The following is a 13495-nucleotide window of genomic DNA, read 5'->3' as shown; positions in this document are numbered from 1 at the left end:
CGCCGCAATGGCGGGCAAAAGTGGCGAAAATAGCGACATATTGAGCGCTCTGCCATGGCAATTCTTCCGATTCTCTGTTACCCCGATCCTCGCCTGCACAAGGTCGCCCAGCCCGTGACGGCGGTGGATGAGCGCGTGCGCGCCATCGTGGACGATATGTTCGCCACCATGTACGACGCCCATGGCATCGGCCTGGCCGCCACGCAGGTCGATGTGCACGAGCGCATCGTGGTGATCGACGTCTCCGAAGAGCGCGACACGCCGCTGGTGCTGATCAACCCCGAGATCACCTGGGCCAGTGCCGAGAAACAGGTGGGCGACGAGGGCTGCCTGTCGGTGCCTGGCATCTACGATGGCGTGGAGCGCTCCACTGCCGTGCACGTGCGCGCGCTGGACCGCGACGGCCAGCCGCGCGTGATCGAGGCCGAGGGCCTGCTGGCCGTGTGCATCCAGCACGAGATGGACCACCTGCTGGGCAAGGTGTTCGTGGAATACCTGTCGCCCTTGAAGCGCAACCGCATCAAGACCAAGCTGTTGAAGCAGCAAAAGCAGGCCGAACGCGCATGACCCCGCTGCCGGCGCACGCAACCGCACCGCGCCGGCTCCGCTGGAGCGCACTGCTGCTGGCTGTTTTTTTGGCGGCCTGCGCCGTACCCGAATGGCAGAAAGCAGGCACGCCGCGTGCGGACATCGAGCGCACCATGGGCGCACCCACGCTGACCGTAATGCTCCCTGAAGGCGGAGAACGGCTGGTCTACAGCCGCCAGCCCGCAGGCCAACAGGTCTACCACCTCGACTTTGACGCCCGGCAACGCCTGGTGCGGGTGGAGCAGGTACTGACGCTGGAGCGCTTCCATGCGCTGCGCAATGGCGTCGATACGCGCGCAGCCGTGCGACGCACCTTCGGCCCGCCTGCGCTGGTGGAGAAGGTGGCGCGCTTCAATGGCGATATCTGGACCTACCGCTTTCGTGACAATGGAGAGCCCCGCCAGGCCCATGTGCACATCGACCCGGCGGGCGTCGTGCAGCGCGTGATGTTCACGGACGAGCGGCTGAACGACAACGACCCCTTTCACTGAGCCCCACCCCGGGGCCGCTATTCCACGCGTTGTATGAGAGTCATTTTTGCCGGCACGCCCGAGTTTGCGCGCGTGGCCCTGGAACGCCTGCTGGCCGCGGGATTCACCGTGCCCCTGGTGTTGACCCAGCCCGACCGCCCCGCGGGCCGCGGCATGAAACTGCAGGCTTCACCCGTCAAGCAGTGCGCGCTGCAGCACGGCATCGCCGTGGCGCAGCCGCTGAGCCTGCGCCTGGATGGCAAATACCCCGAGGACGCAGCGGCCGCCAAAGCCGCCATCGAGGCTGCGCAGGCCGATGTGATGGTGGTGGCCGCCTATGGGCTGATCCTGCCGCAGTGGGTGCTCAACACGCCCCGGCTCGGCTGCCTGAACATCCACGCCAGCCTGCTGCCGCGCTGGCGCGGCGCGGCGCCCATCCACCGCGCCATCGAGGCCGGCGACGCGGAAACCGGCGTGACCATCATGCAGATGGACGCGGGCCTGGATACCGGCGACATGCTGTTGCTGGAAAAGACCGCCATCAGCCCCACCGATACCACCGCCACGCTGCACGACCGGCTGGCGCAGCTGGGCGGGCGGCTGATCGTGGAGGCGCTGGAGATGGCCGCCTGCGGGGGCCTCAAACCCACACCGCAGCCGGCCGAGGGCGTGACCTACGCGCACAAGATCGACAAGGCGGAAAGCACCATCGACTGGAACCAGCCGGCGGAGGTGATCGCCCGGCGCGTGCGTGCCTTCGACCCCTTCCCCGGCGCGGCCACCACGCTGGGGGCCGATGCCATCAAGGTATGGAGCTGCGAAATAGATAGCTGCTCGCGCACGCTGGATGCGGCCTGCGGCCAGATTTTGTCTATAGATGCCGACGGCATCGGCGTGGCCTGCGGCGCCGGCAGCCTGCTGCGCTTGACGGTGCTGCAACGCGCGGGCGGCAAGCGGCTGCCCGCCGCGGACTTCCTGCGCGGCTTCCCGCTGGCGCCAGGCATGGTGCTGGGCGCCGCCCCATGAGTCTGCCTTTCCTGCGCGCCCAGCTGCGCGACCCGGCCTTCCGCCAGGGCGCCAGTGACATGGCCGGCACCTGCCTGGGCATCGGCGCCTGGGGCCTGGTGACGGGCGTGGCCATGGCCAAGAGCGGCATGTCGCTGCCGATGGCGCTGTTCATGTCGCTGGCGGTGTATGCCGGCAGCGCACAGCTGGCCGTGCTGCCGCTGATGGTGGCGGGCGCACCGCTGTGGGTGGTGTGGCTCACGGCCACCTGCGTGAACCTGCGCTTCGTGATCTTCAGCAGCATGTGGCGCAGCTACTTCGCCCACCTGCCGCGCCGCCACCGGCTGGCGCTGGGCTACTTCAGCGGCGATGTGATCTTCGTGAGCTTCATGAAGCGCTTTCCCAAGCCCGTGCCTGCGCCCGAGCAGGTGCCTTATTTCTGGGGCGCGGCCTCGGCCAACTGGCTGGCCTGGCAGGTGCCGTCCATTGCAGGCATCGTGCTGGCCAACGCCATCCCGCTGTCCTGGGGGCTGGGCTTTGCGGGCGTGCTGGCGCTGCTGGGCATCCTGCTGTCCATGCTGAACGACCGCGCCACCTGGCTCGCCACGGCCGTGGCCTGCACGGCGGCGGTGGCCACCTTCGCGCTGCCGCTCAAGCTCAACATCCTGGTGGCGATCGCCGCAGCCGTCACCGCAGGGCTGGCCGCCGAAGCGGCCGAGCGCGCGCTGCGGCGTGCGCGCACCCGCGCGGTGGGAGGCGACACATGAACGGTGCCTGGATCGAGCCGGCCATCGCCATCCTGGGGCTGGCGGGCATCACCCTGCTCACGCGCGCGTTCTTCATGATCCCCGAGCGCGACCTGCCGATGCCCGACTGGCTGCGCCGCGGCCTGAAGTACGCGCCGCTGGCCGCGCTGGCCGGGGTGATCGCGCCCGAGCTGGTCATGAGCCAGGGCGCGCTGATCCAGACGCTGCAGGACGCACGGCTGCCCGCCGTGGCTGCCGCCGCGGGCTACTACTTCTGGCGCCGCGGCATCCTGGGCACCATCGTCGTGGGCATGGCGGTGTACCTGCCGCTGCATATCGGACTGGGCTGGTAGAGAGTTACGGCGCGGTTACCAGGCGCCTACAATCCGCGCAGTTTTCATGACCGCACCGTGACGGCGCGGCGCACTCACCCACTGTTCCCATGCACATCCTTCGCTTTTCCGACCTTTGCGCCCAGGGCCAGGCCCGTGGCCAGCGCGTGTTCATCCGTGCCGACCTGAACGTGCCGCAAGACGACGCCGGCCGCATCACCGAGGACACGCGCATCCGTGCCTCCGTGCCCTGCATCCAGATGGCGCTGGAAGCCGGCGCCGCCGTGATGGTGACCAGCCACCTGGGCCGCCCCACCGAGGGCGAGTTCAAGCCCGAGGATTCGCTGGCCCCGGTGGCCCAGCGCCTGTCCGAACTGCTGGGCCGCGAGGTGCCGCTGGTGGCCGACTGGGTGGACGGTGTGCAGGTGCAGCCCGGCCAGGTCGTGCTGCTGGAAAACTGCCGCTTGAACAAGGGCGAGAAGAAAAACGACCCCGAGCTGGCGAAGAAGATGGCCCAGCTGTGCGACATCTACGTGAACGACGCCTTCGGCACCGCCCACCGCGCCGAGGGCACGACCTACGGCATCGCCGAGTACGCGAAGGTGGCCTGCGCCGGCCCGCTGCTGGCCGCCGAGATCGACGCCATCCAGACCGCGCTGGCCCACCCGAAGCGCCCGCTGGTCGCCATCGTGGCCGGCTCCAAGGTCTCGACCAAGCTGACCATCCTGCAAAGCCTGTCCAAGAACGTGGACGGCCTGGTGGTGGGCGGCGGCATTGCCAACACCTTCATGCTGGCGGCCGGCCTGCCCATCGGCAAGAGCCTGGCCGAGCCCGACCTGGTGAACGAAGCCAAGGCCGTGATCGCCGCCATGGCCGCGCGCGGCGCCGAGGTGCCGATCCCCACCGATGTGGTGGTCGCCAAGGCCTTCGCGGCCGACGCACCCGCCACCGTGAAGAAGGCCAGCGAAGTGGCCGAGGACGACCTGATCCTGGACATCGGCCCCGAGACGGCGGCCCAACTGGCCGCGCAGCTCAAGGCCGCGGGCACCATCGTCTGGAACGGCCCCGTGGGCGTGTTCGAATTCGACCAGTTCGCGGGCGGCACCAAGGCCATCGCGCAGGCCATCGCCGAATCCAGCGCCTTCAGCATCGCCGGCGGCGGCGACACCCTGGCGGCGATTGCCAAGTACGGCATCGAGAAGGACGTGGGCTACATCTCCACCGGCGGTGGCGCGTTCCTGGAGGTGCTGGAGGGCAAGACCCTGCCGGCCATCGAAATACTGCAAAAGCGCGCGGCAGGCTGATCCCGCCCCAGAACGCTATAAAAATCAGAGCTGCTTGCGCTTATTGCATAAGCGCTAGCAGCTCTTTTTACTTGAACTCCTGCGCCTGCACGGCGCGGGCCGGCCACAGCACGGTGCCGATGGCCACGGCCATCAGGCCCACGGCGGTCCAGTCCTGCCAATGCAGCACCTCACCCAGCCACAGCGCGCCGCTGAACACGCCCAGCACCGGAATCATCATCACGCTGAGCGTGGAGGCCACGGGCGGCAGCGTGCGCACCAGGAAGAACCACGCCGTCTGCGCAAAGCCCAGCGCCAGCAGCCCGTTGTAGAAAATGGCGGCCCAGGCCTGGGCGTCGGGTGCCACCCAGCGCTCGCGCTCGAACGCCACCGCCAACACGGTGAGTACCACGCAGGTGATGGCCACCATCCAGAACGACAGCGTGAGCAGCGGCACCGGCACGCTCAGGCGCCGCATCAGCTGCGTGCCCAGGGCCCAACTGGCGGCGGACACCAGCATCAGTGTCACGCCCAGGGGCCGGCCGCCCAGCGCGCCCACCTCATGCCACAGCAGCAGCACCACGCCCACCAGCGCCGCGCCCACGCCCACCCACGCACGACCGGCCAGGCGGTCGCCAAACACCAGCGCGCCCAGCACGGCCGAGAAGATGGGCATGGTGTAGCCCAGGATGGCCGCGCGCCCGCTGGACAGCTGCGGGATCGCCAGGATCATGAGCACGTGCCACAGCACCATGTTGGTCAGCGCCAGCAGCGCCACGCGGCCCCAATGCGCGCGCGCAATAGTGAAGGGCAGCTTGCGCACCCCTATCACCGCGGCCAGGATGGGCAGGCCCAGCCACAGCGACGCCATGCGGAAGGTGAGCGGCGGAAAGTGCGCCACACCCATCTTCATCACCGGCCAGTTGAGGCCCCACACCAGGGTCAACAGGGCAAGAACGACGAGCTGGCGGCGGGAAAGGGCAGGCATGGGCGGCGATTGTGCCGGGCAGGCGCCGTCCTTGCCGAAGCCGCCCGCGAAAACACCTGGACGCCGTGGTGCACGGCACCGGCATGGTGTTGCCTAAAATCACGGACATGACTTTTCTTGACATGCTGCGCGACGCCACCACGCGCAACGACTCCCTGCTGTGCGTGGGCCTGGACCCCGAACCCACGCGCTTTCCCGAGTCCGTGCGTGGCGAGGCGCACAAGATCTACGACTTCTGCGCCGCCATCGTGGACGCCACGGCCGACCTGGTGTGCGCCTTCAAGCCGCAGATCGCCTACTTCGCTGCGCACCGTGCCGAAGACCAGTTGGAGCGCCTGATGCAGCACATGCGCTGCAACGCCCCGCATGTGCCCGTGATCCTGGACGCCAAGCGCGGCGACATCGGCTCCACGGCCGAGCAATACGCCAAAGAGGCCTTCGAGCGCTACGGCGCGGATGCCGTGACGCTCTCGCCCTTCATGGGCTTTGACTCCATCGAGCCCTATCTGGCCTACCACGGCAAGGGTGCTTTCCTGCTGTGCCGCACCTCCAACCCTGGTGGCGATGACCTGCAGGCCCAGCGCCTGGCCAGCGTCGAAGGCCAGCCGCTGCTGTACGAGCACGTGGCCCGCCAGGCGCAGGGCCCCTGGAACAAGAACGGCCAGCTCGGCCTGGTGGTGGGCGCCACGTACCCACAAGAAATAGAGCGCGTGCGTGCGCTGGCACCCACGCTGCCGCTGTTGATCCCCGGCGTGGGCGCGCAGGGCGGCGACGCAGCCGCCACGGTGCGCGCCGGGCTGCGCGCCCACGGGCCAATCATCGTGAACTCCTCGCGCGCCGTGCTCTACGCATCCAGCGGTGCGGACTTTGCCGCGGCCGCACGCAACGCAGCCCAGGCCACGCGCGCCGCGCTCAACGCCGCGCGCGCCTAGCCCAGCGTTTTCCGGCCATGCAACTCAAGTGGCTGGAGGACTTCATCGCCCTGGCGCATGAGCGCAGCTTCACCCGCGCGGCGGAACTGCGCCATGTGACGCACCCCGCGTTCGGGCGGCGCATCCGCGCGCTGGAGGCGTGGGCCGGCACGCCGCTCACGGAGCGCGACGGCGGCGGGCCCGTGCGGCTCACGCCCGCGGGGCAGGCCTTCCTGGAAACCGCGCAGCAGATGGCGCAGAACCTGGCCCATTCGCACGAGGAGTTGCGCGCCATCGCGGGGCGGCAGGCGCGCACCGTCACCCTGGCCACCGGCCGTACCCTGGCACGCACCGTGGTGGCCGACTGGCTGGCCCGCATACAGCCCGTGTTGGCGGGCGGCGAGCTGCGCGTGCGCACCTGTGCGCTGGATGAGTCCGTGGCCATGATCGAGCGTGGCGAGGCCGACTTCACCCTGGCCTACCACCACACCTCGCTCGCCGTGCGCCTGGACGCACGGCAGTTCACCCACCTCACGCTCGCCAGCGACCGCCTGGTGCCCGTCTCCCGCGCCCGCGCCGGCGGTGCGCCGCTGCACCACTTTGGCGGCACGGATGCGGTGCCCTACCTCGCCTACTCGCACACGCTGGCGCTCGGCCGGCTGGTGGAAGACCGCCTGGCGCATGACCCGCTGGCGCCGCGCCTGGCGCGCGTGGTGGAATGCGACTCGGCCGACGCGCAGTACGAGTACGTGCTGCGCGGCCTGGGCGTGGCGTGGCTGCCCTGGTCCATGGTGCATGCCGACTGCCAGTCTGGGCGGTTGGCCCGCGCGGGCGACGAGCGCATGCAGGTGCGCTTCGACGTGCGCATGTACCGGCCCAAGCGCCGGCTCTCGCCCTGGGCCGAGGCGCTGTGGGCCACATTGGCGCGCCAGTGATCCCCGGATAAACCCGCGGGCCGCGTGCCCACAATGCACGGCCTGGTGCCACTTCGGCACGACGCAGCCATGGTGCGCTTTTCACAATGGCACCCACCTCGACCTGCCTATGGAAAACGCCATGCACACTTCCCGCACCCCCGCCCCGTTGCGCCGCGCGCTGCTGGCCAGCGCCGCGCTGCTCGCCGCTGCCAGCCCCGCCGCTTTCGCGCAAGCGCCCGCCTACCCCAGCAAGCCCATCACCATCGTCGTGGGCTATCCGCCCGGCGGCAGCACCGACCTGACCGGCCGCGCCGTGGGCGCGGAGCTGTCCAACCGCCTGGGCGTGCCCGTGGTGATCGAGAACCTGGGCGGCGCGGGCGGCGCCATTGGCGCGCAGAAGGTGGCCAGCAGCGCGCCCGACGGCTACACGCTGCTGGTTGGCGCCAGCAACGAGATCGCCATCAACAAGCTGGTGACCAAGAAGGTCAAGTACGACATCAAGGACTTCACCGCCATCGGCCTCGTAGCCTCGCAGCCCCTGGTGCTGGTGGCCAGCACCGGCACCGGCGTGAAGAACCTGGCCGAATTCACCGAACGCGTGCGCAAGAACCCCGGCAAGCTCAGCTATGGCAGCTCGGGCGTGGGCACCTCGCTGCACCTGGCCGGCGAGATGATCAAGGAACAGGGCCAGCTGTTCATGACGCACATCCCCTACCGCGGCGTGGCGCCGCTCACCAACGACCTGGTGGGCAACAACCTGGAGTTCGGCGTGTTCGTGCTCTCCAGCGGCCTGCCGCACATCAAGAGCGGCAAAGTGATCGCCCTGGGCACCACCGAGGCCAAGCGCTCGACCGTCGCGCCCGACATTCCGGCGCTGGCCGAATCGGCGCAGTACAAGAACGTGGACATCGGCACCTGGTTCGCCCTCATGGCGCCCGCCCACCTGCCCAAGCCCGTGGCCGAGCGGCTCAAGAAGGCGCTCAACGAGACGCTGGAGTCGCCGGACTTCCGCAAGCGAATGGAAGCCGCGGGCTCCACCGTGGCATCCCCCAGCCTGGACGTGGACAAGTTCCTCGCCGCAGAGGTCGCCAAGTACAAGAAGATCATCGAGTTCGCCAAGATCGAAGAATGATGAGCGCTCCCCTGCCTTTCACTTTGACCGCGCCCGACCTCGGCGCCTGGCGCGCCGGCAACACCGGCACCGAGGGCGTGTGGCGCTTCGACTCCGGCACGCCGGGCCGCCACGTGATGATCAGCGCCCTCGTGCACGGCAACGAGCTGTGCGGCGCCTGGGCGCTCAAGGGCCTGCTGGAAGCCGGCCTGCGCCCCGCGCGCGGCACGCTCACGCTGGCGCTGTGCAATCTGGCCGCGTTCGACCGGTTCGACCCCCACCACCACGACGCCGCCCGCTTCGTGGACGAAGACCTCAACCGCCAGTGGGTGGATGCGCGCATGGACGCCGGCGACACGCTGGAGCGCCGGCGCGCGGCCGCGCTGCGCCCCTTCGTGGCCGAGGCCGACTGGCTGCTGGACCTGCACTCCATGCACGAGCCCTGCGCGCCGCTGCTGCTCACCGGCATGCAGCCGCGCAACCTGCACCTCGCGCGCACCCTGGCCGCGCCCGAGCACATCGTGGTGGACGCGGGCCACAAGGACGGCACGCGCATGCGCGACTATGGCCGCTTTGGCCAGCCCGATGCCGAGGGCGGCGACACGCGCTCGCTGCTCGTCGAATGCGGCTTCCATGGCGACCCGGCCAGCCGCGCCGTGGCGCAGGACCAGTGCGTGCGCTTCCTGCAAGCGGCGGGCGTGGTGGATTCCGCCACCCTGGCACGTGGGCTGCCCGGCTGGCGCCTGCCCGACGCGCCGCGCCAGTGGGCGCTGGAGGTCACCGGCCCGGTGGTCGCCAGGAGCGAGCGCTTTCGTTTCACCGAGCCTTTCACGGGCCTGGAGGTGATCCCCCAGGCCGGCACCGTCATCGGCGACAACGATGGCGAGCCCGTCACCACGCCGTACGACGACTGCGTGCTGGTCATGCCCAGCACCCGCCAGGCCCGTGCCGGCGTGACGGTGGTGCGCTTCGCCACGCGGCGGCCGCTGTAGGCGGCACGGCCTGCGGTCGGTGCCTCGCCCCGCGCAGGGCGGGCCGGCCGCGTGGCAGCGTCTGGGGCATGCGCAGGTTTCGCTTCCATACTGATAGCTACTAGCGCCCGTATTTATTGGTCTAAGGACCAAAAACACCCTTAAACCCGTCGCAACACCTCTGTGACGGGATGAAGCCCCTGCGCGCCCAAAAAGCTGAACTCGTTCAAGGACAGGCCGGTTTTTGCCGAATAACATTACGTTACACGTCCTTGACATCTCTTTGTCTCGCCCGCCCTCTAGGGCCTGTTCACACTATTTTTGCCAGTGCGAATGGCGTGAAAACCGCGCCAATCTAGGCGCGTGACGACGCCAAGGCCGGGGCCTTGGCTAGGAGGGCAACGACGAATGGCGCGGTTTTCACTCCGTTCCCTCCGGGTTGCGATCAAAAAGGGCCATTCGCGGCGTTGCCAAGCCTCGCTGGGGTAGCACCCCAGCTTCGTTTGGCGCCTTGCGCCTGGCCCTTTTTGATCGCAACGCATCTGGCAAAAATAGTGTGAACAGGCCCTAGGCGGTCTCGCGGACAAGGAAAGGTTCCCGCTATGACCTCGCTTTCTCAGCGCCTGCCGCTGCTTTACAAATTCCTCATCCTGGGCCTCGCCGGCATCCTCATGAGCGCCGTGCCCACCTGGCTGTTCGTGAGCGGCGCGCTCGACGACCTGGCGCGCGCCCGCCACGAGGCCCGTGGCGCCCCGCCGCTGCTGGCGCTGCACAAGGTGGTGCAGGGGCTGCAGGTGCACCGCGGCCTGTCCAACGGCATGCTGGGCGGCGACGAGACGCTGGCCGCCCGGCGCCCGGCCGCGCGCGATGCGGTGAACAAAGCCTTCGCCGAGGCCACCGCCCGCCTGGACGCGGCGCAGGTGCCCGGGGCCCAGCGCGACGCCTGGCAGCGCGCCCAGCAGGCCTGGCAGCAGCTGGAGCCGGCTGTGGCCGCACGCTCGCTGCCCGCCGCGCAAAGCACGGCGCAGCACACGGCGCTGATCACGTCGCTGCTGCAGACCGGCGAGCAGCTGCTGCACAGCTACGAGCTGCAGCTGGACCCCGACTTCGCCACCAACGCGCTGATCCAGGCCTCGCTGGTGCATGCGCCGCAGCTGGGTGAGAAGCTGGGCGTGATGCGCGCCCAGGGCGCGGGCTTCCTGGGCCGCGGCGGCGAGCTGCCGCTGGAGGCCAAGGGGCTGCTGCAGTCGCTGCGCCAGCGCGTGGTGGAGCTGCAGGGCGACACGCTGCGCAACCTGGCGCGCGCCACCGAGGCGAGCCCTGCCTTTGCTGCCACGCTGGGCGCGCCCGCGCGCACGCTGGACGCGCAAATCACGGCCACGCTAGCCCTGGCCGACAAGGCCCTGCTGCAGGCCGACACGCTGACGCTGCCCGCGCAGGAGTATTTCGACACCTACACCCGCACCATCGACGCGCTGTACGCACTGAACGCCCAGGCCATGCAGGGCGTGGACGAGGCCCTGCAGGCGCGCATCGACCGCCTGCGCGCCACGCTGGCGTGGCAGGCGCTGGCGCTGCTGGGCACGCTGGCGGGCGCCACGGTGCTGATGCTGGTCTTCGTGCGCTCCATCACGCAGCCGGTGGCGCAGGCCGTGGAGCTGGCCCGCGCCGTGGCGCGCGGTGACCTGTCGGGCAGCGACATCGCCCACGGCAGCAACGAAATGGGCCGCCTGATCGCCGCGCTGTTGCAGATGCGCCGCCAGCTCACCGAGGTGGTGGGCCGCGTGCGCCAGGGCGCGGAGGGCGTGGCCACGGCCAGCGCGCAGATCGCGCAGGGCAACACCGACCTGGCCGCCCGCACCGAAAGCCAGGCCAGCGCCCTGGAAGAGACCGCCGCATCGATGGAGCAGATGACCGCGACCGTGCGCCAGAACGCCGACAGCGCCGCGCGTGCCAGCGAGCTGGCCACCAGCGCCAGCGGCGTGGCCGCGCAGGGCGGCGAGGTGGTGGCGCAGGTGGTGCAGACCATGCACGGCATCCACAGCTCGTCCGGCAAGATCGCGGACATCATCGGGGTGATCGATTCCATCGCGTTCCAGACCAACATCCTGGCGCTGAACGCCGCCGTGGAGGCCGCGCGTGCCGGCGAGCAGGGCCGCGGCTTTGCCGTGGTGGCCAGCGAGGTGCGCAGCCTGGCGCAGCGCAGCGCGGGCGCTGCGCGCGAGATCAAGGAGCTGATCTCCGCCAGCGTGCATGACGTGGAACGCGGCAATGCGCTGGTGGAGCGCGCCGGCAAGACCATGGAAGACGTGGTGACCGCCGTGCGCCGCGTCAACGACATCATGGGCGAGATCAGCAACGCCAGCCGCGAACAGTCGCTGGGCGTGGCCCAGGTGGGCGAGGCCGTGAGCCAGATGGACCAGACCACGCAGCAGAACGCCGCGCTGGTCGAAGAGATGGCCGCCGCCGCCGCCAGCCTGCGCAGCCAGGCGCAGGAGCTGGTGGAGGGCGTGGCGGTGTTCAAGCTGGGCGAACGACCGCACGCCGTTGCGCTAGCCAATTAATAGCTGTTAGCGCTTATCCCCAAAGGGTTTGAGGCCACTTTGCCTCAAACCCGCAATCACCTCAGGCTTGCAGACGCGCCATCTCGGCGTCCACCGCGTCGTGGCGCTGCAGCATGGCGGGCGAGGGTTGCTTGCCCAGCTTGCTCACCAGCACCACGGCCAGCGCGCCCAGAACGAAGCCGGGCACGATCTCGTACAGCCCCAGCCAGCCGCCCTGCTTCCACACCACCACCGTCACGGCACCGACCACGATGCCGGCCAGCGCGCCGTTGCGCGTCATGCCGCGCCAGAACAGCGACAGCAGGATGACCGGCCCGAACGCCGCGCCGAAGCCCGCCCAGGCGTAGCTCACCATCGACAGCACGCGGCTGTTGGGGTTGCCCGCGATGACGATCGCCACCACGGCGATGGCGAACACCATCGCCCGGCCCACCCACACCAGCTCGCGCTGCGTGGCGTTCTTGCGCAGGAACACGCGGTAGATGTCCTCGGTCAGCGCGCTGGAGCACACCAGCAGCTGGCACGACAGCGTGCTCATCACCGCCGCCAGAATGGCCGCCAGCAGCAGGCCGGCGATCCAGGGGTTGAAGAGCTGGCGCGCGATCTCGATGAACACCGTCTCGGCATTGGCCTGCACGCCGGCGGCCTGCTGCGTGTGCACCGCGAAGTACGGGATGCCGACCAGGCCCACAGCCACCGCGCCGCCCAGGCACAGCACCATCCAGGTCATGCCGATGCGGCGCGCGCGCGGGATGGAGGCCACCGAATCCGCCGCCATGAAGCGCACCAGGATGTGCGGCTGGCCGAAGTAGCCCAGGCCCCAGGCCATGAGCGAGACCACGCCGATCACGCTGGCGTTGTGCATCAGGTCGAGCTTCTGCGCACCGATCATCTCGGTGAGGCTTTGGCCGGCCTGCAGTTCGCCGGTGACGGCGAAGTAGGCCACCACGGGCGCCAGGATCAGCGCGGTGATCATCAGCGAGGCCTGAATGGTGTCCGTCCAGCTCACCGCCAGGAAGCCGCCGATGAACACATAGGCGATGGTGCACAGCGCCCCCACCCACAGGGCCGTCTGGTAGGGCAGGCCGAACATGCTCTCGAACAGGCGCGCACCGGCCACCACGCCCGAGGCGCAGTAGATGGTGAAGAACACCAGGATCACCGCCGTGGTCACCAGGCGCAGCACGTTGGAGCCGTCCTCGAAGCGCGAGGCCAGGTAGTCGGGCAGCGTGAGGGCGTTGTTGGTGCGCTCGGTGTACAGGCGCAGCCGCGCGGCCACGAGGCGCCAGTTGAGGTACGCGCCGATGGTCAGGCCGATGGCGATCCACGCCTCGCTCAGCCCGCTCAGGTACACCGCGCCGGGCAGGCCCATGAGCAGCCAGCCGCTCATGTCGGACGCGCCGGCCGACAGCGCGGTGACGAAGCTGCCCAGGCTGCGCCCGCCCAGGATGTAGTCGGAGAGGTCGGTCGTCGCGCGGTAGCCCAGCCAGCCGATGAACAGCATGGCCAGCAGGTAGATGCCGAAGGTGATGACGGTCGGGTCTAGCAGGTTCATGAAACGTCCAGGCCCGCGGGGCGCGCTGCGCGCCGCGAAGTCCTGCCAAAAAAA

13 protein-coding genes are annotated in these 13495 nt (G+C 69.5%); 11 read left to right on the top strand and 2 right to left on the bottom strand.

Annotated features, from left to right (window positions below; translation table 11 throughout):
• The first annotated feature begins 54 nt into the window (after window positions 1-54).
• From def to I3K84_RS13825, 6 genes are all read left to right on the top strand, one after another.
• Window positions 55-567 (top strand): peptide deformylase, encoded by a 513-nt coding sequence (gene def, locus I3K84_RS13850; RefSeq protein ID WP_011807132.1) that lies wholly within the window; start codon window positions 55-57, stop codon window positions 565-567.
• Window positions 564-1079, top strand: coding sequence for a hypothetical protein (locus I3K84_RS13845; RefSeq protein WP_047349388.1), 516 nt, complete (start codon window positions 564-566; stop codon window positions 1077-1079). The genes def and I3K84_RS13845 overlap by 4 nt, the downstream gene beginning before the upstream one ends.
• A 33-nt stretch (window positions 1080-1112) precedes the next feature.
• Window positions 1113-2084, top strand: a complete 972-nt coding sequence (gene fmt / locus I3K84_RS13840; protein WP_172208967.1) for a methionyl-tRNA formyltransferase — start codon at window positions 1113-1115, stop codon at window positions 2082-2084.
• Window positions 2081-2830 carry an AzlC family ABC transporter permease gene (locus I3K84_RS13835; RefSeq protein WP_172208969.1) on the top strand — a complete coding sequence of 250 codons (750 nt, stop codon included), beginning with the start codon at window positions 2081-2083 and terminating at the stop codon, window positions 2828-2830. The genes fmt and I3K84_RS13835 overlap by 4 nt, the downstream gene beginning before the upstream one ends.
• Entirely contained in the window at window positions 2827-3162 is a 336-nt protein-coding gene (locus tag I3K84_RS13830) for an AzlD domain-containing protein (protein WP_011807136.1), read from the top strand. The genes I3K84_RS13835 and I3K84_RS13830 overlap by 4 nt, the downstream gene beginning before the upstream one ends.
• Before the next feature lie 89 nt (window positions 3163-3251).
• On the top strand, window positions 3252-4445 hold the full coding sequence (locus tag I3K84_RS13825; RefSeq protein WP_172208971.1) for a phosphoglycerate kinase: 1194 nt from the start codon (window positions 3252-3254) through the stop codon (window positions 4443-4445).
• A gap of 67 nt (window positions 4446-4512) precedes the next feature.
• Here the strand turns inward: I3K84_RS13825 and I3K84_RS13820 are convergent, their stop codons facing one another.
• Window positions 4513-5412, bottom strand: a complete 900-nt coding sequence (locus I3K84_RS13820; protein ID WP_196994780.1) for a DMT family transporter — start codon at window positions 5410-5412, stop codon at window positions 4513-4515.
• 107 nt (window positions 5413-5519) lie between these two features.
• Between I3K84_RS13820 and pyrF the strand changes: the two genes are divergently transcribed.
• The 5 genes from pyrF (at window position 5520) to I3K84_RS13795 (ending at window position 11886) form a co-directional block, all read left to right on the top strand.
• A complete protein-coding gene (gene pyrF / locus I3K84_RS13815; RefSeq protein ID WP_196994779.1) occupies window positions 5520-6344 on the top strand; it encodes an orotidine-5'-phosphate decarboxylase in 825 nt (274 codons plus the stop codon).
• Between the two features lie 17 nt (window positions 6345-6361).
• On the top strand, window positions 6362-7258 hold the full coding sequence (locus tag I3K84_RS13810; protein ID WP_088888065.1) for a LysR family transcriptional regulator: 897 nt from the start codon (window positions 6362-6364) through the stop codon (window positions 7256-7258).
• Between the two features lie 121 nt (window positions 7259-7379).
• A complete protein-coding gene (locus tag I3K84_RS13805; RefSeq protein WP_041836128.1) occupies window positions 7380-8372 on the top strand; it encodes a tripartite tricarboxylate transporter substrate binding protein in 993 nt (330 codons plus the stop codon).
• Window positions 8369-9343 carry a succinylglutamate desuccinylase/aspartoacylase family protein gene (locus I3K84_RS13800; RefSeq protein ID WP_196994778.1) on the top strand — a complete coding sequence of 325 codons (975 nt, stop codon included), beginning with the start codon at window positions 8369-8371 and terminating at the stop codon, window positions 9341-9343. The genes I3K84_RS13805 and I3K84_RS13800 overlap by 4 nt, the downstream gene beginning before the upstream one ends.
• Before the next feature lie 581 nt (window positions 9344-9924).
• On the top strand, window positions 9925-11886 hold the full coding sequence (locus I3K84_RS13795; protein ID WP_196994777.1) for a methyl-accepting chemotaxis protein: 1962 nt from the start codon (window positions 9925-9927) through the stop codon (window positions 11884-11886).
• 61 nt (window positions 11887-11947) lie between these two features.
• On the opposite strand, the gene putP is transcribed toward I3K84_RS13795, so the two are convergent.
• Window positions 11948-13441, bottom strand: coding sequence for a sodium/proline symporter PutP (gene putP / locus I3K84_RS13790; RefSeq protein ID WP_196994776.1), 1494 nt, complete (start codon window positions 13439-13441; stop codon window positions 11948-11950).
• Between the last annotated feature and the right edge of the window lie 54 nt (window positions 13442-13495).

The sequence above is a fragment of the Diaphorobacter sp. JS3051 genome, assembly GCF_015832135.1.
In the GTDB taxonomy this organism is placed as follows: domain Bacteria; phylum Pseudomonadota; class Gammaproteobacteria; order Burkholderiales; family Burkholderiaceae_C; genus Diaphorobacter; species Diaphorobacter nitroreducens.
This window is presented reverse-complemented; position numbering and strand designations above follow the sequence as displayed.